The 21,804-nt window shown below is 66.9% G+C and carries 21 protein-coding genes; 6 read left to right on the forward strand and 15 right to left on the reverse strand.

Annotated elements, in window-relative coordinates:
* Nucleotides 1–24: 24 nt before the first annotated feature.
* The 3 genes from C7I84_RS15715 to C7I84_RS15725 all read left to right on the forward strand — a co-directional run bounded on the left by C7I84_RS15715 (nucleotide 25) and on the right by C7I84_RS15725 (nucleotide 3,769).
* Nucleotides 25–2,205 (forward strand): primosomal protein N', encoded by a 2,181-nt coding sequence (locus C7I84_RS15715; RefSeq protein ID WP_106773148.1) that lies wholly within the window; start codon nucleotides 25–27, stop codon nucleotides 2,203–2,205.
* A gap of 332 nt (nucleotides 2,206–2,537) precedes the next feature.
* Complete coding sequence (locus C7I84_RS15720) at nucleotides 2,538–3,281, forward strand: DUF2272 domain-containing protein (protein ID WP_165816096.1); 744 nt, start codon at nucleotides 2,538–2,540, stop codon at nucleotides 3,279–3,281.
* Between the two features lie 17 nt (nucleotides 3,282–3,298).
* Complete coding sequence (locus tag C7I84_RS15725) at nucleotides 3,299–3,769, forward strand: SH3 domain-containing protein (RefSeq protein WP_106773150.1); 471 nt, start codon at nucleotides 3,299–3,301, stop codon at nucleotides 3,767–3,769.
* Between the two features lie 69 nt (nucleotides 3,770–3,838).
* Here C7I84_RS15725 and C7I84_RS15730 read toward each other — a convergent pair whose 3' ends face one another.
* The 13 genes from C7I84_RS15730 to C7I84_RS15790 all read right to left on the reverse strand — a co-directional run bounded on the left by C7I84_RS15730 (nucleotide 3,839) and on the right by C7I84_RS15790 (nucleotide 17,720).
* Entirely contained in the window at nucleotides 3,839–4,252 is a 414-nt protein-coding gene (locus C7I84_RS15730) for a nuclear transport factor 2 family protein (protein WP_106773151.1), read from the reverse strand.
* 67 nt (nucleotides 4,253–4,319) lie between these two features.
* On the reverse strand, nucleotides 4,320–4,541 hold the full coding sequence (locus C7I84_RS29715) for a hypothetical protein (protein WP_133170105.1): 222 nt from the start codon (nucleotides 4,539–4,541) through the stop codon (nucleotides 4,320–4,322).
* 123 nt (nucleotides 4,542–4,664) lie between these two features.
* Entirely contained in the window at nucleotides 4,665–5,360 is a 696-nt protein-coding gene (gene urtE, locus C7I84_RS15735) for an urea ABC transporter ATP-binding subunit UrtE (RefSeq protein WP_106773152.1), read from the reverse strand.
* A 402-nt stretch (nucleotides 5,361–5,762) separates the two neighbouring features.
* Nucleotides 5,763–6,509 (reverse strand): urea ABC transporter ATP-binding protein UrtD, encoded by a 747-nt coding sequence (gene urtD, locus C7I84_RS15745; RefSeq protein WP_106773154.1) that lies wholly within the window; start codon nucleotides 6,507–6,509, stop codon nucleotides 5,763–5,765.
* 3 nt (nucleotides 6,510–6,512) lie between these two features.
* Nucleotides 6,513–7,739: an urea ABC transporter permease subunit UrtC gene (urtC, locus tag C7I84_RS15750; protein ID WP_106773155.1), complete on the reverse strand. Its 1,227-nt coding sequence runs from the start codon at nucleotides 7,737–7,739 to the stop codon at nucleotides 6,513–6,515.
* Nucleotides 7,740–7,899: 160 nt separating this feature from the next.
* Complete coding sequence (urtB, locus tag C7I84_RS15755) at nucleotides 7,900–9,525, reverse strand: urea ABC transporter permease subunit UrtB (protein ID WP_245428454.1); 1,626 nt, start codon at nucleotides 9,523–9,525, stop codon at nucleotides 7,900–7,902.
* Nucleotides 9,526–9,791: 266 nt separating this feature from the next.
* Entirely contained in the window at nucleotides 9,792–11,093 is a 1,302-nt protein-coding gene (gene urtA, locus C7I84_RS15760; RefSeq protein WP_106773157.1) for an urea ABC transporter substrate-binding protein, read from the reverse strand.
* 321 nt (nucleotides 11,094–11,414) lie between these two features.
* A complete protein-coding gene (mtnA, locus tag C7I84_RS15765) occupies nucleotides 11,415–12,521 on the reverse strand; it encodes an S-methyl-5-thioribose-1-phosphate isomerase (RefSeq protein WP_106773158.1) in 1,107 nt (368 codons plus the stop codon).
* On the reverse strand, nucleotides 12,518–13,789 hold the full coding sequence (gene mtnK / locus C7I84_RS15770) for an S-methyl-5-thioribose kinase (RefSeq protein WP_106773159.1): 1,272 nt from the start codon (nucleotides 13,787–13,789) through the stop codon (nucleotides 12,518–12,520). The genes mtnA and mtnK overlap by 4 nt, the downstream gene beginning before the upstream one ends.
* Before the next feature lie 128 nt (nucleotides 13,790–13,917).
* Nucleotides 13,918–14,280, reverse strand: coding sequence for a type II toxin-antitoxin system toxin MazF (mazF, locus tag C7I84_RS15775; RefSeq protein WP_106773160.1), 363 nt, complete (start codon nucleotides 14,278–14,280; stop codon nucleotides 13,918–13,920).
* A complete protein-coding gene (gene mazE, locus C7I84_RS15780) occupies nucleotides 14,280–14,546 on the reverse strand; it encodes a type II toxin-antitoxin system antitoxin MazE (protein WP_106773210.1) in 267 nt (88 codons plus the stop codon). The genes mazF and mazE overlap by 1 nt, the downstream gene beginning before the upstream one ends.
* Nucleotides 14,547–14,616: 70 nt before the next feature.
* On the reverse strand, nucleotides 14,617–16,671 hold the full coding sequence (locus tag C7I84_RS15785; protein WP_106773161.1) for a bifunctional aldolase/short-chain dehydrogenase: 2,055 nt from the start codon (nucleotides 16,669–16,671) through the stop codon (nucleotides 14,617–14,619).
* Between the two features lie 83 nt (nucleotides 16,672–16,754).
* Nucleotides 16,755–17,720 (reverse strand): sugar-binding transcriptional regulator, encoded by a 966-nt coding sequence (locus tag C7I84_RS15790; protein WP_106773162.1) that lies wholly within the window; start codon nucleotides 17,718–17,720, stop codon nucleotides 16,755–16,757.
* Between the two features lie 227 nt (nucleotides 17,721–17,947).
* On the opposite strand from C7I84_RS15790, the gene ykgO reads away from it, so the two are divergent.
* The 3 genes from ykgO to C7I84_RS15805 all read left to right on the forward strand — a co-directional run bounded on the left by ykgO (nucleotide 17,948) and on the right by C7I84_RS15805 (nucleotide 19,899).
* Nucleotides 17,948–18,073, forward strand: coding sequence for a type B 50S ribosomal protein L36 (gene ykgO / locus C7I84_RS15795; protein WP_106773163.1), 126 nt, complete (start codon nucleotides 17,948–17,950; stop codon nucleotides 18,071–18,073).
* Nucleotides 18,074–18,159: 86 nt separating this feature from the next.
* On the forward strand, nucleotides 18,160–18,777 hold the full coding sequence (locus C7I84_RS15800) for a tetratricopeptide repeat protein (protein WP_106773164.1): 618 nt from the start codon (nucleotides 18,160–18,162) through the stop codon (nucleotides 18,775–18,777).
* A gap of 60 nt (nucleotides 18,778–18,837) precedes the next feature.
* On the forward strand, nucleotides 18,838–19,899 hold the full coding sequence (locus C7I84_RS15805) for an alpha/beta fold hydrolase (protein ID WP_106773165.1): 1,062 nt from the start codon (nucleotides 18,838–18,840) through the stop codon (nucleotides 19,897–19,899).
* A 3-nt stretch (nucleotides 19,900–19,902) separates the two neighbouring features.
* On the opposite strand, the gene pyk is transcribed toward C7I84_RS15805, so the two are convergent.
* Both pyk and C7I84_RS15815 read right to left on the reverse strand, forming a co-directional pair.
* Nucleotides 19,903–21,333: a pyruvate kinase gene (gene pyk / locus C7I84_RS15810; RefSeq protein WP_106773166.1), complete on the reverse strand. Its 1,431-nt coding sequence runs from the start codon at nucleotides 21,331–21,333 to the stop codon at nucleotides 19,903–19,905.
* Nucleotides 21,330–21,737, reverse strand: coding sequence for a DUF1036 domain-containing protein (locus C7I84_RS15815; RefSeq protein WP_106773211.1), 408 nt, complete (start codon nucleotides 21,735–21,737; stop codon nucleotides 21,330–21,332). The genes pyk and C7I84_RS15815 overlap by 4 nt, the downstream gene beginning before the upstream one ends.
* Between the last annotated feature and the right edge of the window lie 67 nt (nucleotides 21,738–21,804).

Below are 21,804 nucleotides of genomic sequence, written 5' to 3' on the forward strand. Positions count from 1 at the left end.
CAAGTCGGGGCAAGGTCGCTCATCATGAAACGAGATTCGCAGACCGGCGCGGTGCCCGTGATGGTGCCGGTGCCGGCGGAAGCGCCTTACACCTATGCGGTGCCGGCCGGCATGACGGTCGAGCCCGGCTCGATCGTGCGGGTGCCGCTCGGCCCGCGCCTGGTCGCCGGCATCGTCTGGGACGGCGACGGTGGCGCGGTCGACGCGAAGAAGCTGCGGCCGATCGATCACGTGTTCGACTGCCCGCCGGTGCCCGAGCCGATGCGCCGGTTCATCGACTGGGTCGCGACCTACACGCTGTCGGCGCCCGGCATGGTGGCGCGCATGATCCTGCGCGCGCCGGAAGCCTTCGATCCGGAGCCCTGGATCGAAGGGCTGAAGCGCACGGATGCCGAGCCGGGCCGCCTCACCGAAGCGCGGGCGCGCGTCCTGGAGCTTGCCGGCGACGGCCTTGCCTGGACCCGCTCGGGCCTGGCGCATGCCGCCGGCGTCTCCTCCTCGGTGATCGACGGGCTGAAGGCGCAGGGCGTGCTCGCCGCCGAGATGATCCCGCCGCGGCCGGTCGTGGCACCTCCAGACCCGACCTATGGCGGCGGCAGGCTGAGCCCCGAGCAGGCGGACGGCGCGGCCGAGCTGTGCCGGACCGTCGCCGAGGATCGCTTCAGCGTCACGCTGATCGATGGCGTCACCGGCTCCGGCAAGACCGAGGTGTATTTCGAGGCGGTGGCGGCCGCGCTCGCACAGGGCCGGCAGGTGCTCATCCTGCTGCCGGAGATCGCGCTGACCCAGGCATTCCTCGAGCGTTTCCAGGACCGCTTCGGCGCCAAGCCGGCCGAGTGGCACTCGGACCTGCCGCCGCGCATGCGAGAGCGCGTCTGGCGGCAGGTGGCGGAAGGCCAGACCCGCGTCGTGGCCGGCGCGCGCTCGGCGCTCTACCTGCCTTTCCCGAAGCTCGGCCTGATCGTCGTCGACGAGGAGCACGACCCGGCCTTCAAGCAGGAGGACCGCGTCTTCTACAGCGCCCGCGACATGGCCGTGGTGCGCGCGCATATAGGCGGCTTCCCGGCGATCCTCGCCTCGGCGACGCCATCGGTGGAAAGCCGCGTCAACGCCGACCAGGGCCGCTACCGGCGCATCGCCCTGCCGTCGCGGTTCGCCGATGCGGCGCTTCCCGACATCCGCGCCGTCGACCTGCGCCGTGCGCCGCCGGCGCGGGGCGGCTTCCTCTCGCCGGTGCTGGTCGAGCAGGTGCGGCGGACGGTGGAGCGCGGCGAGCAGGCGCTGCTCTTCCTCAACCGGCGCGGCTATGCGCCGCTGACGCTCTGCCGCGTCTGCGGGCACCGATTCCAGTGCCCGTCCTGCTCGGCCTGGCTGGTGGAGCACCGTTTCCGCGGCCAACTGCTCTGCCATCATTGCGGCCATCACGAGCCGCGGCCGGAGGCCTGTCCGGAATGCGGCACCTTCGATCATCTCGCCGCCTGCGGGCCCGGCATCGAGCGCATCGCCGAGGAGGTGGTCGGGCATTTTCCGGAGGCGCGCACCATCGTGCTGTCCTCCGACATGCTGGGCGGGGTGAAGCGGCTGCGGCTCGAGCTCGACGCCATCGCCAAGGGCGAGGCCGACATCGTCATCGGCACGCAGCTCGTGGCCAAGGGTCACAATTTCCCGAACATGACGCTGGTCGGCGTGGTCGATGCCGACCTCGGCCTTGCCAATGGCGACCCGCGCGCCGCCGAGCGTACCTTCCAATTGCTCAGCCAGGTCACAGGGCGGGCCGGGCGCACCGGCAAGAAGAGCCTCGGCCTGCTGCAGACCTTCCAGCCCGACCATCCGGTGATGCGGGCGCTGGTGTCGGGCGACGCCGCGGCCTTCTACGAGCGCGAGATCGCCGAGCGCGAGCGCTCCGGCCTGCCGCCCTTCGGCCGGCTGGCCGGCATCGTCGTCAGCGCCGAGACGCGGGCCGAGGCGGACGGCCATGCGCGCGGCCTGCGCCGCGCCGCGCCGCCCGCCCACGACATCAGCGTGCTCGGCCCGGCGGAAGCGCCGCTGGCGCTGATCGCCGGCCGCCACCGCTTCCGCCTGCTCGTCCATGGCGAGCGGCGATCCGACATGCAGGGATTTCTGCGCACGCTTCTCGCCAACGGGCCGAAGCCGCGCGGTTCTATCCGCGTGCAGGTCGACATCGATCCGCAGAGCTTTCTGTGAAGAACGGCCTGCAGCGGCCGTCGGGCAAATGAGGCCTATCCAGGGCACGGCATGCAACTTCCGTGCGATCTGGCTGGTTTAAATATATCCTTTTACAAATCAGAAGATGAAAAACTGAGAAACTAAGGCATAGTCTTCACAGGATCAGGAGATAAATATAAATTGGAAGGACATTCTCTAAATTGTTTTTCATTCGATATTGAAGTATAAAAGTATTTCTTGTATATTGCTTCTTGTGTACGCGCCGATGCTCAAAACATGCGGCGCATGCCAGAGATTTACCCGAAAATTGAATGGTAACCTTTGAGAGGTTCATCATGCTGGAAATGCGCGTGAATCTTGATATGCTGAATCTGCGGGCTGCGCCCGTCAACGGCACCATCCTGGCCGCGCTGCCGCGCGGCCATGCAGTGACCACGGCCGGTCCGTCGGGGACCGACGGATGGGTGAAGGTCGGAACGAAGGTCAATGGGCACGAGGTGGAAGGCGTCGTCGCCGAACGGCGCCTGCGCGCGCTGGTCAGCGCAGCCAAGGAAAGCCTGATGTCGGCGGCCGTGGCCGAATGGCTGCAGTTCGACCGGGGATCGGGCAAGGAGAACGAGGAACCCTACTTCCGCTTCGTCGGCAAGATGTGGGACGCGATCGGCCTCAATCTCGACGGCAGGGACCGCGACCAGCCGTGGTCGGCGGCCTTCATCTCCTGGTGCGTGCGCACCGCGGGATACAACGGGTTCAAGTTCGCTGCCGCGCACGCCCGCTACATCCACGATTCCATCAAGAAGAAGCTGGCCGGCGAGGAGTCGCCGTTCTGGGGCTGGCGCATCGGCGAGCAGAAGGCGGAATTGGGCGACATGGTCTGCCAGTGGCGCAACACGCCGCGCACCTACGACCAGGCGGCCGCGGCCGACGGCTTCTTCAGCCATTGCGACATCATCGTCGAGGTCGGCGACGGCTTCGTCAGGGCGCTCGGCGGCAACAACAGCGACACGGTGAACTACAAGCGCTACAACCTCACCGCCGCCGGGAATCTCCTCTCCGAGCGCAAGGTCTTTGCGATCCTGAAGAACCGGAACTGAGGCACTTGCGCAGCGCGATGGCAAACCCGATCCGCGGTCTTCCGCGGCAAGTGCTCGAAGGACGTGGCGGACGCAGCCGGCGTCGATGGCCGGGCGTCTCGTTTCCGGCCGCGATCCTGCTGGGCGCGGTCCTGGCGGCCACGCATGCCTCGGGCCAGAATGCTCCCGTCGCCGTCATGGTCGGCGGCGACGCGGAGTCCGACGCATGCGGCGCCAGCGCGGCTGTCGCCGCCATCGCCACGCGGCTCAATGTCCGCAGCGGGCCAGGGCCTCGCCATCCGGTCGTCGACAAGCTGGCGGCTGGCAGCGGGATAACCATCTGCGAGGAAAAGGCCGAGGGGCCCGACGGCCGCTGGTTCGGCATCGTCTACGGCAAGGCGGGCCAGGACTGCGGCACGGGAACGCCCGCCGCCGTCAGATCCTCCTACAAGGGTCCCTGCCGGAGCGGCTGGGTATCCGCGGCTTTCGTCACGGGCTTCCGGGAATAGCTCGCCCCGACAACGCGCCGCCGACGCGATCCCTCACGACTTGCGGGATGCGCGGGAGATCGCGGTCGGCTATGCCGCCGACGGCAACGATCCTTGCTCGACGGCGGCGATCAGCGCTGTATCGTAATACTCGAGCAACTCGGTCGCGCGGCCGTCCAGGACGGTCCAGAAATGCGCCGAGCGCATCTGGAAGCGCCGGCCCGACCCGCGATGCGTCAGCTCCACCTCGATCTGCGCGGCCACCCGGTCGCCGTCCGCCAGGAAGGCGGCCGGACGGAAGGCGTGATAGTCATAAGTCCGGTGCAACTCGGCCAGCCGGGCACGGAAAGCATCCCGCCCTTTGCAGTGTCCGCCGAACCGGACCAGTGTCTGGTCGACCGGCCAGTCGAAGCACACATCCTCGTCGCAGTACTTCAGGGCACCGTCCATATCCCCGGCGCCATAAAGCTCGTATATCGCCTTGACGGTATCAAGCGCGGTCATGCAATGCCCTCCCTCTTCTCCGAAGCGATCGGCCACCTTCCTCAAGGTAAACTGCGCTATAGCAGAATCACACGGCCACCGCCACGGGCTCCTGAAAACCAGCCGATGTGCGATGTAAATTCTGGTTGATCGCAGGCTTTGTTTGAGCCCCACCTGCCGACTGCTTGTTTCTTTCTTGAGGGTCTACCACTGATTGTCTCTTGCCCGCGTCGCAGGTGCGGTCATTGATTTTCGACATCTGAATAGATACGGCGGCTGTTCGCAATGGTGATCCGGTGGTCTCGATCACGGACGGAATCCGTCCAGCCTCATTCGCCGGGGATCGGCGGCGCGAGTCACGGAGGGCTCACCGTCGGCCTCAGCCGGAGCAACGGCCACGCCGCCTCCACGGAAATCCGGCGGGGCCTTCGTGTCACACGGTCAGGAACTTCCGCACGTCCGGCCTGTCGAGGTCGGCAGCCGGGCCGGTATGCACGATCCGGCCGCGGTCCATGATGTTGACCTCGTCGGCGAGCTCGCGGCAGAAGTCGAGATACTGCTCGACCAGCAGGATGGCGATGCCGGCGCTGTCGCGCAGATAGCGGATGGCGCGGCCGATGTCCTTGATGATCGAGGGCTGGATGCCCTCGGTCGGCTCATCGAGGACGAGCAGCTTCGGCCGCATGACCAGGGCGCGACCGATGGCGAGCTGCTGCTGCTGGCCGCCGGAGAGATCGCCGCCGCGGCGCGCCAGCATCTGCCTGAGCACCGGGAACAGCTCGAACACATGCGGCGGGATGTTGCGTTCCGACCGCTTCAGTGGCGCGAAGCCGGTCTCGAGATTCTCCTTGACCGTCAGCAGCGGGAACACCTCCCGCCCCTGCGGCACGAATGCGATGCCCGACCGGGCGCGATCATACGCCGCGCTCCGGTCGAGCGCCTTCCCCTCGAAGGCTACCTTGCCGCTCGTCAGCCGGTGGTGGCCGACGATCGATCTCATCAAACTGGTTTTTCCCACGCCGTTGCGGCCGAGCACGCAGGTGATTTTTCCCGCGTCTGCCTTCAGCGAGACGCCGCGCAGCGCCTCGGCGGCGCCGTAGTGGAGGACGGCGTTCTCGACCTCAAGCATGGTACGTCTCCGCGCGCTGCGGGTCGAACGCCCGGGGACAGTCCGCCTTCTCCCGCCCGCGCCAGCGCCGGAACCGCCGCAGCATGTCGGCGGGAAGAAAGTGAACCGTCCCCTGCACCTGGTCCCCCCGCGCCCCCACCGCCGCAACGATGGGGGTGACGAGCCTTCCGGCGCGCCAGGGGAGGTTGGTAAAATGGCTGGGCAGGTTACCCCCACCCCTGACCCCGCCCCACAAGGGGGAGGGGGACCTTGCGGCCGCTTTGCGGAGCAAAACCGTCGACAATCTGAGCCCGGCGGAAGTGCGGGCCAGTCCCCCTCCCCCTTGTGGGGAGGGGTTAGGGGTGGGGGTACCGCGCGAACGGATCCCATCAAATCGATCCAGACAAACCCGCCACATCGCCGTCACCGCCCCAGATAGACTTCGACGACACGCTCGTCGGAGGAGACGAAATCGAGCGTGCCTTCCGAGAGCACCGAGCCTTCGTGCAGGCAGGTGACCTTGACGCCGAGCTCGCGCACGAAATGCATGTCGTGCTCGACCACGATCACCGAATGGGTCTTGGCGATGTCCTTGAGAAGCCGTGCCGTCTCCTCCGTCTCGGCGTCGGTCATGCCGGCGACCGGCTCGTCGACCAGCAGCAGCTTCGGGTCCTGCGCTAGGAGCATGCCGATCTCGAGCCACTGCTTCTGCCCGTGCGACAGGTTGGCGGCGAGATCGTGCCGCTTGTCTCCGAGGCGGATGACCGAAAAGATCTCGTCGATGCGACGCTTTTCCTCGGCCGAGTGCTTGTGGAAGAGCGCCGGAAAGATCGAGCGCGGCCCCTTCAGCGACAGCAGGATGTTGTCCTCGACGCTATGGTTCTCGAATACCGTCGGTTTCTGGAATTTGCGGCCGATGCCCATCATGGCGATCTCGGCCTCGTCGTGCCTGGTGAGATCGGTCTGGCCGTCGAAGAAGACTTCGCCGGTATCCGGCCTGGTCTTGCCGGTGACGATGTCCATCATCGTCGTCTTGCCGGCGCCGTTGGGGCCGATGATCGCCCGCATCTCGCCCTTGTCGAGGACGAGCGACAAATTGTTGATGGCGCGGAAACCGTCGAAGGAGACGGAGACGCCGTCGAGATAGAGGATGGTGCCGCTCTTCGACATGGCCTACTCCGCCGGCTGCGGCGCGAGGCCGCCATGCGGGGGCTTCAACTGCGCCGCCGGGCGCGGCTCGACGCGCACGACCACCTCTTCCTCGGAACCGGCGTCGCCGTCCGCCTCGTCCGGCGCAGCCCGGTGCCGCGAGCGCGCGCGCCACTGATCCCAGGTGCCGACGATGCCCTTCGGCAGGAACAGGGTGACGGCGACGAACAGCCCGCCGAGCGCGAACAGCCACAGTTCCGGCAAGGCGCCGGTGAACCAGCTTTTTCCCGCATTGACGAGCAGAGCGCCGACGATCGGCCCGACGATGGTGGCGCGGCCGCCGACCGCCGTCCACACTACCACCTCGATCGAATTGGCGGGGTCGAATTCGCCCGGATTGATGATGCCGACCTGCGGCACGTAGAGCGCGCCGGCGATGCCGGCCATCACCGCCGACAGGGTGAAGGCAAACAGCTTCACGTTCTCGGCCCGCCAGCCGAGGAAGCGGGTGCGGCTCTCGGCGTCGCGCACCGCCATCAGGAGCTTGCCGTATTTCGAGCCGACGATCCTCCAGGTGACGAACACGCCGAGTGCCAGCGCCAGCGCGCTCGCCGCGAACAGGGCGGAGCGCGTCGTATTGGCCTGCACGCTGAAGCCGAAAATGTCCTTGAAGTCGGTCAGGCCGTTGTTGCCGCCTAAACCCATGTCGTTGCGGAAGAAGGCGAGCAGCAGCGCATAGGTCATCGCCTGGGTGATGATGGAGAGATAGACGCCGGTGACTCTGGAGCGGAAAGCGAACCAGCCGAACACGAAGGCGAGCAGGCCGGGCACCAGCATCACCATCAGGGCGGCGAACCAGAACTGGTCGAAGCCATGCCAGAACCACGGCAGTTCCTTGTAGTTCAGGAACACCATGAAATCGGGCAGCAGCGGGTTGCCGTAGACGCCGCGATCGCCGATCTGGCGCATCAGGTACATGCCCATGGCGTAGCCGCCGAGCGCGAAGAAGGCGCCGTGGCCGAGCGAGAGGATGCCGCAATAGCCCCAGACGAGGTCGAGCGACAGCGCCAGCAGCGCGTAGCAGAGATATTTGCCGGTGAGCGCCACCATGTAGGAGGGCACATGCAGTGCCGAATCCGGCGGCAGGGCGAGGTTCAGGATGGGCACGACGATCGCCACCGCCACCAGGATCGCGATGGTGATGGCGATGCGCCTGTCGGCGCCGGCTGCGAAGAACTTTCCGGAGATCATGGTTGGGATCTCCGGCGTCGAATGCCAAGTGAAAGAGTCTTTGCGAGAGAACCCCCACCCCTAACCCCTCCCCACAAGGGGGAGGGGAACACGGAGGCGTCTCCGCCAAGTTCCCCTCCCCCTTGTGGGGAGGGGTTAGGGGTGGGGGTATTCTTCGCGATCATGCCTCCACCGCCCGGCCCTTGAGCGCGAACAGGCCGCGCGGGCGCTTCTGGATGAACAGGATGATCAGGACGAGAACGAGAATCTTGCCGAGCACCGCGCCGGCATAGGGTTCGAGAAACTTGTTGAGCACGCCGAGTGAGAACGCGCCGACCAGCGTGCCCCACAGATTGCCGACGCCGCCGAACACGACCACCATGAAGCTGTCGATGATGTAACCCTGGCCGAGATTGGGCGAGACGTTGTCGATCTGGGAAAGCGCGACGCCGGCAATGCCGGCGATGCCGGAGCCGAGCGCGAAGGTGAGCGCGTCGACCCACGGCGTGCGGATGCCCATGGAGGAGGCCATGCGCCGGTTGGCGGTGACGGCGCGCATCTGCAGGCCCCAGGGCGTCTTCTTCATGACGAACAGCAGCACGAAGAAGACGGCGAGCGCGAAGCACAGGATCCACAGCCGGTTCCAGGTGATGGAGAGCTGGCCGAGCTCGAAGGCGCCGGACATCCAGGACGGGTTGCCGACCTCGCGGTTGGTCGGGCCGAACACGGTGCGCACCGCCTGCTGCAGGATCAGCGACACGCCCCAGGTGGCGAGCAGCGTCTCCAGCGGCCGGCCGTAGAGGAAGCGGATGATGCCGCGCTCGATGGCGAAGCCGACGGCGGCCGCGACCAGGAAGGCGAGCGGCAGGGCGATCGCCAGCGACCAGTCGAACAGGTTTGGCGCCGAGGTGCGGATGACGTTCTGCACGACATAGGTGGTGTAGGCGCCGAGCATCACCATCTCGCCATGCGCCATGTTGATGACGCCCATGACGCCGAAGGTGATGGCGAGGCCGATGGCGGCGAGCAGCAGCACCGAGCCGAGCGAGATGCCGTACCAGACGTTCTGGCCGGCCGCCCAGATCGCCAGCGAGGAGTTGATCGTGCTGATCGCGGCCGCAGCCGCCTCTTTCTGCGGACCTTCCGCCCTGGCCTGGAAGCCGGTGAGCAGCGACAGCGCGTCGCGGTCGCCGCGCGCCGCCACCACCTGGATCGCCGCCAGCTTGTCGGCTTCCGGCAGATCGGAGGCGAGCGCCGCCGCAGCACGTGCCTGTTCAAGCGCTGTCTTGACGCTGGCGACGCCTTCCTTGGCGATTGCCGCGTCGAGGGCCTCGATCGCATCGGGATCCGGGGTCCTGAACATGGTCTGCGCGGCGGCAAGCCGGGCGGCCGGATCCTCGGCGCCGAGCGTCAGCGACCCCAGCGCCTCGCGGATGGCGCGGCGCAGGCTGTTGTTGACCCTGACCTTGGTCACCTCCGACTTGGCGGCCTCGCCGGCCTCGGCGCCGGTCAGCGGATCGGCGAGCTTCACCGCCTGGCCGCTCTCCCTGCCGATGAAGACGGCGGCATCGGATTTGCGGACATAAAGATCGCCCTCGGCCAGCGCCGCCAGCGGCTTTTCGACGGCGGGATCGCCGGCCGCGGCGAGCTCCTTCACGACCGATTCGGTCGCCTGGAAGTTTTTCGCTTGGGCGAATTTGGCGATGGTCGCGCGCAGGGCGGCTTCGTCGGCGGAGGCGGGGGAGATGAAGGCCGCAAGGAAGGTAAGGAGAAATGCCAGTACTGTAAGAGCCGCGCTCCTTCCCACCCCCCTCTGGCCTGCCGGCCATCTCCCCCGCAAGGGGGGAGATTGGCTGTCATCGCCGCTTTCGCCAATCGCCAGCGTTGCATAACAGGCGGGAAGGGAGACGAAGGCTGATCTCCCCCCTTGCGGGGGAGATGGCCGGCAGGCCAGAGGGGGGTGGGAAGGAGCGCTACAGGTCATAAGGACTGTGCCTTTGGGATCAATTTCCCCGGGCGGGGCGATCGAGGAAAACCCCGCCCGGGTGCGCGCGTCGCTTGGGAGGATGCGCGTCAGTTGATGCCCTTGCCGCCGCATTTGCCGGTGGCGACGTTGAAATTGCCGCAGGAGAGCGGCGCCCGCCAATCGGCGATCAGGTCCTTGGAATCCGGCAGGTAGTCGGACCATTCGTCGCCGACCACCAGGCCGGAGGTCTGCCACACCGTCTCCATCTGTCCGTCGGCCTGGATCTCGCCGATCAGCACCGGCTTGGTGATGTGGTGGTTCGGCATCATGGTGGAGTAGCCGCCCGACAGGTTGGGCACCGACACGCCGATGATGGCGTCGATGACGGCGTCGGGATCGGTGGTGCCGGCCTTCTCGACTGCCTTCACCCACATGTTGAAGCCGATGACATGGGCTTCCATCGGATCGTTGGTGACGCGCTTGTCGTTCTTGGTGTAGCCCTTCCACGCGGCGATGAACTCGGCGTTCTCCGGCGTGTCGACCGACTGGAAATAGTTCCAGGCGGTGAGATGGCCGACCAGCGGGGCGGTGTCGAGGCCGGCGAGTTCCTCCTCGCCGACCGAGAAGGCGACGACCGGGATGTCCTCGGCCTTGATGCCCTGGTTGGCAAGCTCCTTGTAGAAGGGCACGTTGGCGTCGCCGTTGATGGTGGAGACCACGGCGGTCTTCTTGCCGGCCGAGCCGAAGTTCTTGATGTCGGTGACGATGGTCTGCCAGTCGGAATGGCCGAAGGGCGTGTAGTTGACCAGAATGTCTTCCTTGGCCACGCCCTTGGATTCGAGGTAGGCCTGAAGGATCTTGTTGGTGGTCTGAGGATAGACGTAGTCGGTGCCCGCAAGCACCCAGCGCTCGACGCCTTCCTCGTTCATCAGGTAGTCGACGGCGGGAATGGCCTGCTGGTTCGGCGCCGCGCCCGTGTAGAAGACGTTGCGCTGGCTTTCCTCGCCCTCATACTGGACGGGGTAGAACAGCAGGTTGTTGAGCTCCTCGAACACCGGCAGCACCGATTTGCGCGACACCGAGGTCCAGCAGCCGAACACCGCCGAGGCCTTGTTGACCGAGATCAGCTCGCGCGCCTTCTCGGCGAACAGCGGCCAGTCGGAGGCGGGATCGACGACGACGGCTTCCAGCTTCTTGCCGAGCACGCCGCCCTTCTTGTTCTGCTCCTCGATGAGGAACAGCATGGTGTCCTTCAGCGTGGTTTCCGAGATCGCCATCGTGCCCGACAGCGAATGCAGCACGCCGACCTTGATCGTCTCCTCCTGCGACCAGGCGGGCGCGGCCATCAGGCCAGCCGAGAGCGCCCCGGCGGCCAGCAGGCTTCTTATCGTTGTTGTCAGTCCCCTCATACAAACCTCCGAACGGGTTGTTGCACCGCAGCAATGCGATGCAACCGCCGTGCCAGTTGCCGGGCCGGCCTGGTCGAGGATGATTCGGGGATGGATTCCAGAGGTTTAAGGAGGACGAGCGGAATCGGCGGGCTGGTTCGTTGGGCGGCTGACGATGGGAGTGCAATTTCTTTGCGCAGCGGCGGGGTAGCAGGTGATCAAAACACTGGCACCCGCACAATGCTGATCAGTAATTGGGCAGGTACCGGCTGCGCCGAATTGATGGAACAGCCGCCGCTACTGCCACTGGTCGTTCGAACCGCGCATCAAAACCCTGCCGCGCTACTCCGCGGCGGCCCTGCGCTCCGGGAACAGTTCCGCCAGCCCGGCGCGCGAGGCTTTCGCCACGCCGCGCTCGGTGATCAGCCCCGTCACCAGCCGGGCCGGAGTCACGTCGAAGGCGGGGTTGCGGGCCGGGGTGGCGTCGGGCGACACGCGCACCTGGGCGATCTCGCCGTCGCCGGTCTTGCCCCACACCAGCGACACCTCGTCGCTCGCACGCTCCTCGATCGGGATTTCCTTCAGCCCGTCGGCCACGGTCCAGTCGATCGTCGGCGAGGGCAGGGCGACGTAGAAGGGCACGCCGTTGTCGGCGGCGGCAAGCGCCTTCAGATAGGTGCCGATCTTGTTGCAGACATCGCCGTTGGCGGTGGTGCGGTCGGTGCCGACGATCACCATGTCGACGTCGCCATGCTGCATCAGGTGGCCGCCGGCGTTGTCGACGATCAGCGTGTGCGGCACGCCGTGGCCGGCCATCTCCCAGGCGGTGAGCTGGGCGCCCTGGTTGCGCGGACGGGTCTCGTCGACATAGACGTGGACCGGGATGCCGGCCTCGACGGCCAGATAGATCGGCGCGGTGGCGGTGCCGTAGTCGACGGTGGCGAGCCAGCCGGCATTGCAGTGGGTGAGGATGTTGACCGGCTCGCCCGGCTTCTTGCGGGCGGCGATGTCGCGGATGATCTTCAGCCCGTTCTCGCCGATCGAGCGGTTGAGGCCGACATCCTCGTCGGCGATCTCGGCGGCGCGCCTATATGCGGCGGCGGCGCGCTCGGAGGGCGCCAGCGGCTTCAGCATGCGGGTCATCTCGTCGAGCGCCCAGCGCAGGTTGATCGCCGTCGGGCGCGTCTCGTGCAGCTTGTGCCAGACCGCTTCAAGCGCGGCGTCCGACGGATCGTCGGCCATCTGCATGGCGACGCCGTAGGCCGCCGTCACGCCGATCAGCGGCGCGCCGCGCACCCACATGTCGCGGATCGCCGTGGCGATGCCGTCGATGGTGTCGACGGTCTCGATGCGGAAGGCATGCGGCAGCCAGCGCTGGTCGATGATGTCGACGGAGCGGCCGTCGGCATTCAGCCAGATGGTGCGGAAATGTTTTTCGCCGACCTTCATAGCGTTTGCTCCTTCTCGATCAGACCGGCCAGGTTGTTCACCTCCTCAATGCCGTGGATGGCCTTGCGGTTCACCACGAGATGCCGGCCGAAGCGCAGCGCCTTGGCCTCGCAGGTGGCGCGCAGGTCGGCGTCCTCGATCGTCTCGAAATCGGCATTGTGGGCGAGGCCGAGGATGCGGCGGTGGCACTCGACGCCGGCAAAACCCAGCATGTCGTCGAACAGCTGATGCAGCACGTGGTCCAGCGCCTGCTCGGAGGCCAGCCGGTCGCCCTGATGCTCGAACAGGCTCTTCTCGTAAAGAATGCCGGTGCGCTCGGTGCGCCAAAGATGCGAGAATTCGGCGCGGAACACCGACCACGCCTCGACGATGACGCCGAGCAGGTAGTCGCGCATCCGCTCCCGATCGCCCGGGGCCTTCTCATGGCCGCGCTGCGAGAAGAAGGCCATCCAGAAATTGGCGAGCGCCATGCCGACGTCGAAGGCCATCGGCCCGTAGAAGGCGAATTCCGGATCGATCATCCGCGTGTCGGCCTCGGTCACCATGATCGAGCCGGTGTGCAGGTCGCCATGCACCAGCGTCTCGGCATTGGCGGCGAAGAGATGCTTCAGCCGCTGCGCCTCCACCTTCAGGTCGCGGTCGGCGCGCAGCTCGGCGACAAGAGAGTCGAGCTGCGGCGAGGTGTGCCGGTTGAGTTTCGCCTCGAAATAGGGATCGGAGAAGACGAGGCTTTCGGTGATGTCGCACAGCTCGACATTGTCGGCGAACAGCGCGAGATCGGCCTTGCGATGCTTCGTTTCCATATGGAAGTCGGAGCCGCGGAACAGCGTGCGGGCCATGAACAGGCCGAGGTCTCGGCCGATCTTCGGATAGATGTTGCCGGCGATCAGCCCGCGCCGCAGGATGATGTGCGGCGACAGAAATTCCATGACGATCAGTGCCTGCGCCTCGTCGAAATGGAAGATTTTTGGGGTCGAGCCGGGGTCGCGCGCTTCCTGCCGGGTCAGCGCGTGGTATTCGAAGAAGGAGCGTTTCAGCGGTAGCGGCCAGGAATCGCCGACAAGGCGGACGTAGGGCAGCGCCTGCTTGACCACGACGCCGCCGGCCGGGCCTTCGACGATGAAGACGAGGTTGAGGTTGCCGTCGCCGACCTCGCGCACGGTCCAGGCGGCGATGTCGTCGCCGACGCGTGACCGCATCGCCTCCAGCTTGCCCAATCGCACGGGCAAGGTCTCTACCGTCAATGCCTTGAAGGCGTCGGTCGTCATGCGTCTCCTCCCTGCCGTCAGGCCTACCGCAGGATAACATAGGAGCTACGGTAAGAATCGACCTGGCAATTGTCAATCGATCTGACAAATGCTGGAGCCAGCCGCTCACCCCTGCCGTCAGGTTATGATTACCCCTCAGGATCGATCGCGCTCACGACCCGCGCAACGATCTCGCTGGTTGTCGCCGGGTCCAAGGATTCCACAAAGCGAGCCGTTCCAGCACGCACGCGCGCCTCGATGTCGAAGCTCCTCACCTGGTTACAGACGGCAACGCCGCTGGTTTGATGCCCGGTGATCGGCACAGCAAGACCGACGTTGCGTGCGAAAGCCCCGCCTGTCGTCACCGGAACGGTCATGCAAACACCAAGCGCATTTATCTCTCGAGGTGTGATGACAACAAACCGATGCCGGTCCTTCATCTCACGGCCGGCCACCGGGTTCGGATCGATCCAGTAAATATCCCCGCGTCGCGGTACGCTGCTTCTCACCATCAGGATATTTCGCGGCCGACCGGGCCGCCTTCCCGCGCCCATTCGGTTTCGGCGTTCAACTCCGTCAATGCCTCGGAGCCCTGGAGCAGTTCAGCGAGGGAATACCGCTTGCGCGAAGGTTTTACCGGCCGTGCGATCAGGTCCCCGTCCGATACGGTGAGGGAGACCTGAGCGCCGACATCGAGATCCATCAGCTTGAGCAGCGCAGGCGGGATGGTGATCACGGCCGCCCCGCCCTGCCGGCGAATTTTCGAAGTCACGGTCATCATTTATCTCCGATGGAAGTGCTACAAATATAGCACTTCCATCGGCCTGACGAAACCGCCTTCGCGGTGTCTACCGGAGCGTCGCCGCGATGTTGCCGCCGTCGACGGTGGTGACGTCGGCGGTGGTGCGCTCGGCCAGCGCGTGGTGCAGGAAGGCCTGCGCCACATGCTCGGCCGTCACCTCCTGGCCGAGCAGATTGCCGGACATATAATCCTTCTCCGACAGGCCGCGCGCCTTGGAGCGGCTGGCGATCATGTCGGCGGTGAGCAGGCCGGAGCGGATGCGGTCGGCGTTGACGGCGTTGGAGCGCACGCCGATCGCGCCGTATTCCAGCGCGTACTGGCGCGACAGGAACAGCGTCGCCGCCTTGGGCAGGCCGTAGGCGCCGAAATTGGCGCCCGGATTGATCGCCTGCTTGGAGGTGTTGAACAGGAGCACGCCGCCGGTGCCCTGCTGCTTGAAGATGCGCACGGCGTTCTGCGCGGCGTTCTGGTGGGCGAAGAAGTTGAGCTCGAAACTCTTGCGCAGCAGCGCGTCGTCGAGTTCGCCGATCTTGCCCTCCCAGGCAGCACCCGCGTTGGAGACGAGAATGTCGAGGCCGCCATAGACTTCGACCGCCTTGTCGAAGGCGGTGCGCAGCGCGGCCGGATCGGTGATGTCGCAGCCGACGCCGATCGACTGGTTGCCGGCCTTCTTGGCGGCTTCCGCGGCGCGCTCGGCGTCGAGATCGACCACCACGGCATGCGCGCCGTAGTCGGCGAAGAGTTTCGCCGTCGCCGCGCCGATGGCGCCGGCACCGCCGGTGATCAGCACCACCTGGCCGGTCAGCGGCTTAGGCTTGTTGGCGGCGAGCTTCGCCTGCTCCAGCGACCAGTATTCGAGCTCGAACAGGTCGGAATGGGCGAGCGGATGGAAGGTGCCGACCGCCTCGGCGCCTTTCACCGCCTCGATCCACATCTCGCCGACATCCGACGCGATCTTCGCGTCCTTCAGCGTGCGGCCATGGCCGAACATGCCGAGCCCGGGCACCAGGGTGAGGCGCGGCATCGGGTCGAGCATGGTGCGCTTGACGTCGTCGCGGGCGTCGTTGCTGGTGAAGTAGTGTTCGTAGGTTTCGGCGAACTCCGCCACGCGCTTGTCGATGATCTCGCCGAAATCCTTGAGGTCGGAGGCGTCGGGCGCCGGCAACACCATCGGACCGGTCTTGATGCGGATCGACAGGTCGGGCGTCGAAACGCCGGTCCTCGCCAGCGCCTCCAGCCGCGGCCCGCGCAGGAAGTCGAGGATCGCCGGCGAGGTGCGGAAGTCGCTGACCATGCGGTCGAAGCGGCCTTCGCCCTTGGCGACCGCGACGGCGCCGCGCAGCTTCGCGGCGATGTCGGCCGGCTTGGCGAGATCGGCGGGCAGGGCCACCGGCGCCGGCGCGGTCTTGCCCGTGCTCGCGACGAAGTCCTCGGCCAGCGTCACGGCGTCGATCATGCGGTCATAGGCTTCCTTCGCCGTATCGCCGAAGGTGAAGATGCCGTGCTTGTCGAGGATCAGGCCGATGACCGACCTGTCCTGCTCGAACACTTCCGCCGCCGCCTTGGCGAGGTCGAAGCCGGGCTTGATGTAGGGCACGAAGCCGAAAGTCCTGCCGAACACTTTTTCGCAGATCGGCTTGCTGTCTTCCTGGTCGATCAGCGACAGGATGGCGGTGGAGTGCGTGTGGTCGACGAATTTGTGCGGCAGGAAGGCATGCAGCAGCGTCTCCACCGACGGATTCGGGCCGCTCGGGTCGATCAGGTTGGCGCGCTGCAGCGCCACCATGTCCTCGTCCGACAGTTTGTCCAGCTTGCGCGCCTTGAGCAACGGGTCGAGCTTCACCGCCGGCAGGCCTTGCGGCTCGATCACGCCCATGTCCCAGCCGCTGCCCTTGACGCACAGCACGTCCCATTCGTCGCCAACCAGGTCGGTCATGGTGAGCTTGACGGAGGTGTTGCCGCCGCCATGCAGCACCAGCCGCGGCTCGCCGCCGAGCAGCCGGGTGGTGTAGACGCGCAGCGCCAGATCGCGCCCGACGCCCTTCTTTCCATACGCCTCGACGAGGGCTTCGGCTTGCGTGTCGTTCCAGAGGTTCTTCATCGTCGTCTTCCAGTGTGTCCGGGTGTTTCGGGTTCGTTTCGGAGCCATGCGGCTGTGAGAGGGGCAGGCCGCGGGGCCGGCGTTCAGTGCGCGGGTGCCCGCGCTTTCTCCGCGTGCTCCAGCAGACGCCGCGCCATGCGGGTGCCGAGCACGAGATGCGTGCAGAGCCCGCCGGCCAGGGCGGCCTCGAGCGGCTCCAGCTTGTTGTCCTCCCGCACCACGACCAGCCGCCTGGGAATCGCCCGCAAGGTGTCGATGTCGGCGGCAATCAGGCGGCGGTTGTAGCCGCAGTCGAGCGCCTCGCCCCGCGCGTCGATGATGCGGCCGGCGACGACCCCCGCCGCGCCGGCGGCGCGTAGCTCGGCCAGCCCCCGCGCATCGACGGCGCCGCAGTTCACCACATGGCTGTCGGCGTCGACGGTGCCGATCGAGAACAGCGCGAGGTCGCAGCCGGCGATGCCGTCGAGCTGCTCGCGGATCACCGGTTCGGCCCGCAAGGCGGCGGCCAGGTTCTCCGTGCTCAGCACCAGCGGCGCGTAGAGATTGAGACCCTTGGCGTTGAGGCGCCGCGCGATCTCCATGGTGCATTCATCGGGCCGGTAGGAATAGGGCGCGCCGAGATTGCCGCAGAGCTGCACCACCGTGACGCCCTGCAGGTCGGCATGCGCCATCTGGTCGGCGATGGTGTAGACGGTGCGGCCCCAGGCGACGCCGATGCGGGAGCCGCGCTCGACCAGGCCCATGAAGACATTCGCGGCGACGATCGGGACGTCGGCGGTCGGATCGGAGGAATGGGCGCTGTCGGGCACCACCCACACCGCGTCGAGCCGCAGCGCGTCCTCCAGCCGGCGGGCGAGCACGTCCTCGGCGAAGAGCTGCGTGGAGGTCGATATGGTGACGATGCCGGTGTCGCGCGCCCGGCGCAGGTACATGGCCACCGAGGCGCGCGAGATGTCGAGCGCACGCGCGACCTCGTCCTGCGTCAACCCATGCGCATAGTAGAGCCACGCCGCCTTGTGTATGATCTGGTCCGCCGGACGGATCGTCATCAACGCCTCCTACTTTTGACAATAGTCACCGAGATTGACAAAAGTCAAATGCCGATCGGAGCGGTGAAGCAGGGGCGGCCGGGAAGCCACCGTCGCGCGTGTCATCCGGACAGCAGCTTGACAGGCGAGCGGGTTTGCCCTTATGAGCCGGGCAACTCTTACGGGCGCGCTCTCGGGCGCGCCTTTCCGTTGGCCCTGCCGGGGCCCCAGTTCGACAGGCCAGACCGATGAAGATCAAGAACTCGCTCAAGGCCCTCAAGGGCCGCCATCGCGACAACCGCATGGTTCGCCGCAAGGGCCGCATCTACATCATCAACAAGAGCGCGCCCCGCTACAAGGCGCGCCAGGGCTGAGCCCTTGCCGCCGCGGCCGGCTCGCCGGCCGCGCATCACGCGATTTTCAGTTTGACGTTCCGCTTCCGGGGCCTAGAGTCCAGGGAATGCGGAATCGTTTTGTTTTGCTGACGGGACTTGCGCTGGCTTGGGCCGCCGCGCCCGCCCTTGCCGTCGAGACGGCGGCCGCCCCGCCGCAGCAACCTTCCGCCGAGAACCCCGAAGCCGCCGCGCCCAAGACGCAGGCCGAACGCATAGACGCGTTGTTCGTGTCGCTGAAGCGCGAGCGCAACGCCAAGGCGGCGGAGCGCATCGCCGGCCGCATCTGGCAGGAATGGAACGATTCCGGCAGCGCCACCACCGACCTGATGATGCAATGGTCGCAGCAGGCGATCGAGAAGAAGAAGTTCGATGTCGCGCTCGACTTCCTCGATCAGGTCGTGACCCTGTCGCCCGACTATGCCGAGGGCTGGAACCGCCGCGCCACCGTGCATTTCATGATGCGCAGCTTCGGCAAGTCGATGGCCGACATCGAAAGGACGCTGGAGCTCGAGCCGCGGCATTTCGGTGCGATCTCCGGGCTTGCCCAGATCATGAAGGAAACCGACCGCAAGCAGCGCGCGCTCGACGCCTACCAGCGCGTGCTCGACATCTACCCCATGCTGCGCAGCGCCCAGGGCGAAGTGGCGACGCTGTCGGAAGAGCTGACCGGCGAAGGCATTTGATCGCGGCACGCCGGCCGGCATATAAGGCAGGACGTCGTCCGCCGGCAGTTTCCGTCCAGCATGAGCCTTCCTTCGACCGCCATTCTCCTGCTTGCTGTTCTTGTCCTGCTCGCCGCCGTCACGCGGCTCGGCGCCTGGTCGATCGCCCGCGCCCATCCGCCGGCCGGCGCCTTTGAAGAGATCGGCGGCGCGCGCATCCACTACGTCCACCATCCCGCGCCCACCGGCGCGGACCTGCCGCCGGTGGTCTTCATCCATGGCGCCAGCGCCAACCTGAACGACCAGATGGTGCCGCTGCGCCCGTTGCTGGAGAGCCGCGCCGAGACGCTGTTCTTCGACCGGCCGGGCCATGGCTGGTCGTCGCGCGGCAGCGGCCACGACACGCCGGAGGCGCAGGCCGCACTCCTGGCGGAGCTGATGCGGCGCCGCGGCATCGCCAGGGCGATCGTCGTCGGCCATTCCTTCGGCGGAGCGATCGCGGCCGCCTTCGCGCTTCACCATCCGGAGAAAGTCGCCGGGCTGCTGTTCGTCTCCGCCGCCACCCATCCGTGGCCGGGCGGCCGCACCTCCTGGTACTATTCGGTGACGGCCCTGCCCATCGCCGGGCGGCTGTTTTCCGAGCTCGTCGCCTATCCCGCCGGTGCGCTCAGGATCGCGGCGGTGACGGATGAGGTCTTCGCTCCGAACCCCACGCCGAAGGATTATCTCGCCCGCGCCTCGATCGCGCTGGTGCTTCGCCCGGCGGCCTTCCGGGCGAACGCCGTCGACGTGCAGAGCCTCTATCCCGCCACGCTCGCCCACGCGCCGCGCTATGGCGAAATCGCCGCGCCGACCGTGGTCATGTCCGGCGACTGCGACAGCGTCGTCTACGAGGAGGTCCATTCGCTCGGCCTGGCGCGCGACATCCCCGGGGCCGAACTGGTCTGGGTGAGAAATCTCGGCCACAAGCCGGACTGGATCGCCCCGGACCTGATCGTCGCGGCAGTGGAGAAGCTGTCCGGCAAGCCGATCGACCTCGCCGCCGCGGCGCGGACCGTCGAGGCGCGGATCGCCGGCGATCGGTCGGGCAGGGCGGTCTGCGTCGATGAGAAGCCAGGCGGGCCGGAACTCGCGCCTTCGTAGCTCTCAGCGGCGTCCGTCGGTGCCGAGATAGGCGATCCTGAGCATGTTGGTCGAGCCGGGGGTGCGCAACGGCACGCCGGCGGTGATGATCACGCGGTCGCCCTCGCCGCCGAAGCCTTCGGCCTGGGCGATCGTGCAGGCGCGCTTGACCATGTCGTCGAGATCGGAAGCATCGGGCGTGACCACGCAATGCGTGCCCCACAGCAGCGACAGCCGCCGCGCCGTCTCCACCACCGGCGACAGCGCGATGATCGGCACGCGCGGCCGTTCGCGCGCCGCCCGCAGGCCGGTGGTGCCGGAGGCGGTGTAGCTGACGATGGCCGACAGGTTGAGCGTCTCGGCGATCTGCCGCGCGGCCAGCGAGATGGCGTCGGCGCCGGTCGCTTCCGGCTCGGAGCGCTGCGCGTTGATGATGCTCGAATAGAGCGGGTCGCGCTCGACCTGCTCGGCGATGCGGTTCATCATCGCCACCGCTTCGACGGGATAGGAGCCTGCAGCCGATTCGGCCGAGAGCATGATCGCGTCCGCCCCCTCGAAGACGGCGATGGAGACGTCCGACACCTCGGCGCGCGTCGGCACCGGCGCGGTGATCATCGATTCCAGCATCTGGGTGGCCACCACCACCGGCTTGCCGGCGCGCCGCGCGGCGCGGGTGATCTGCTTCTGTATGCCCGGCACCATCTCCAGCGGCATCTCGACGCCGAGGTCGCCGCGCGCCACCATCAGTGCATCGGAGAGTTCGATGATCTCGGCCAGCCGGGTGACCGCCTGCGGCTTCTCGATCTTGGACATCAGCAACGCCCGGCCACGCGCGATCTTGCGCGCCTCGGCAAGGTCGTCCGGCCGCTGGATGAAGGACAGCGCCACCCAGTCGACGCCGGTCGCCAAGACCGCGTCGAGATCGGCGCGGTCCTTCTCGGTCAGCGCGCCCACCGGCAGCTCCGTGTCGGGCAGGCTGACGCCCTTCTTGTCGGAGATCCGGTCGCCCGCCACCACGGTCGTCTCGATCGACCTGCCGTCGCAGCGCACCGCCTTCAGCTGCAGCTTGCCGTCGTCGATCAGCAGGCGGTCGCCGACGGCAACAGACTGCAGGATCTCCGGATGCGGCAGGTGCACGCGCCGGGCGTCGCCGGGCGTCGGATCGTCGTCGAGGGTGAAGGCCTGGCCGACCTCGAGCGCCACCTTGCCGTCGGCGAACTTGCCGACCCGGAGCTTCGGACCCTGCAGGTCGGCGAGGATGCCGATCGGCCGTCCCAGCTCCTGCTCGACCGACCGGATGCGTTCGACCAGCGTGCGCATCAGCGCATGGTCGCTGTGGCTCATGTTGATACGGAAGACATCCGCACCCGCCTCGAACAGCTTGCGGATCATCTCGACCGACGACGACGCCGGACCGATGGTTGCGAGGATCTTGACCTTGCGGCTGCGTCTCATGGCGGCGAAGCTCCGTTTGCTGCGGCGTTCGCGCCGTCTGCGGGCTGATCAGTCAGCTGAACCATCCAGCTCGCCTGCTCGGCCGTGTCGTATTCCTGGAAGCCGACGCGCTGGAAACCGCGCGCGACGCAGTCCGTGACACCGGCGATCTTGAATTCCTTCTCCGCCACGCACATCGTGATCGGGCCGTCCCAGCGGCCGCCGCGCTCGGCGTCCTCGGCATAGAGATAGTAGAAGCGCGACGACAGCGGCCCCTCGATCAGCGTCTTGCAGCTCGAGCCGTCGATATGCCACCAGCCCTCGGTCACCCAGCCCGCCTTGGCGCGGTAGCCGATGCCGACGCCGACGAGATTCTGCGTGGCGTTGCAGACGCGGAAATCGGCTCGCGCCTGGCTCGTGCCCAGAGCTAGTCCCGCCGCGAAAACGGCGGCCGCGGCGACGGCGCAGTGCCTGCGCTGGCCGGCGGCAAGG

It is taken from the genome of Kumtagia ephedrae (genome assembly GCF_003012745.1).
In the GTDB taxonomy this organism is placed as follows: Bacteria; Pseudomonadota; Alphaproteobacteria; order Rhizobiales; family Rhizobiaceae; genus Kumtagia; species Kumtagia ephedrae.

Excerpts from the sequence above, each read along its gene's own strand:
- C7I84_RS15715 (WP_106773148.1), top strand. The coding sequence starts at position 25 with ATGAAACGAGATTCGCAGACCGGCGCGGTGCCCGTGATGGTGCCGGTG.
- C7I84_RS15725 (WP_106773150.1), top strand. The coding sequence starts at position 3,299 with ATGGCAAACCCGATCCGCGGTCTTCCGCGGCAAGTGCTCGAAGGACGT.
- C7I84_RS15730 (WP_106773151.1), bottom strand. The coding sequence starts at position 4,252 with ATGACCGCGCTTGATACCGTCAAGGCGATATACGAGCTTTATGGCGCC.
- urtE (WP_106773152.1), bottom strand. The coding sequence starts at position 5,360 with ATGCTTGAGGTCGAGAACGCCGTCCTCCACTACGGCGCCGCCGAGGCG.
- urtD (WP_106773154.1), bottom strand. The coding sequence starts at position 6,509 with ATGTCGAAGAGCGGCACCATCCTCTATCTCGACGGCGTCTCCGTCTCC.
- urtC (WP_106773155.1), bottom strand. The coding sequence starts at position 7,739 with ATGATCTCCGGAAAGTTCTTCGCAGCCGGCGCCGACAGGCGCATCGCC.
- urtA (WP_106773157.1), bottom strand. The coding sequence starts at position 11,093 with ATGAGGGGACTGACAACAACGATAAGAAGCCTGCTGGCCGCCGGGGCG.
- mtnA (WP_106773158.1), bottom strand. The coding sequence starts at position 12,521 with ATGAAGGTCGGCGAAAAACATTTCCGCACCATCTGGCTGAATGCCGAC.
- mtnK (WP_106773159.1), bottom strand. The coding sequence starts at position 13,789 with ATGACGACCGACGCCTTCAAGGCATTGACGGTAGAGACCTTGCCCGTG.
- mazF (WP_106773160.1), bottom strand. The coding sequence starts at position 14,280 with ATGGTGAGAAGCAGCGTACCGCGACGCGGGGATATTTACTGGATCGAT.
- mazE (WP_106773210.1), bottom strand. The coding sequence starts at position 14,546 with ATGACCGTGACTTCGAAAATTCGCCGGCAGGGCGGGGCGGCCGTGATC.
- C7I84_RS15785 (WP_106773161.1), bottom strand. The coding sequence starts at position 16,671 with ATGAAGAACCTCTGGAACGACACGCAAGCCGAAGCCCTCGTCGAGGCG.
- C7I84_RS15790 (WP_106773162.1), bottom strand. The coding sequence starts at position 17,720 with ATGACGATCCGTCCGGCGGACCAGATCATACACAAGGCGGCGTGGCTC.
- ykgO (WP_106773163.1), top strand. The coding sequence starts at position 17,948 with ATGAAGATCAAGAACTCGCTCAAGGCCCTCAAGGGCCGCCATCGCGAC.
- C7I84_RS15800 (WP_106773164.1), top strand. The coding sequence starts at position 18,160 with ATGCGGAATCGTTTTGTTTTGCTGACGGGACTTGCGCTGGCTTGGGCC.
- C7I84_RS15805 (WP_106773165.1), top strand. The coding sequence starts at position 18,838 with ATGAGCCTTCCTTCGACCGCCATTCTCCTGCTTGCTGTTCTTGTCCTG.
- pyk (WP_106773166.1), bottom strand. The coding sequence starts at position 21,333 with ATGAGACGCAGCCGCAAGGTCAAGATCCTCGCAACCATCGGTCCGGCG.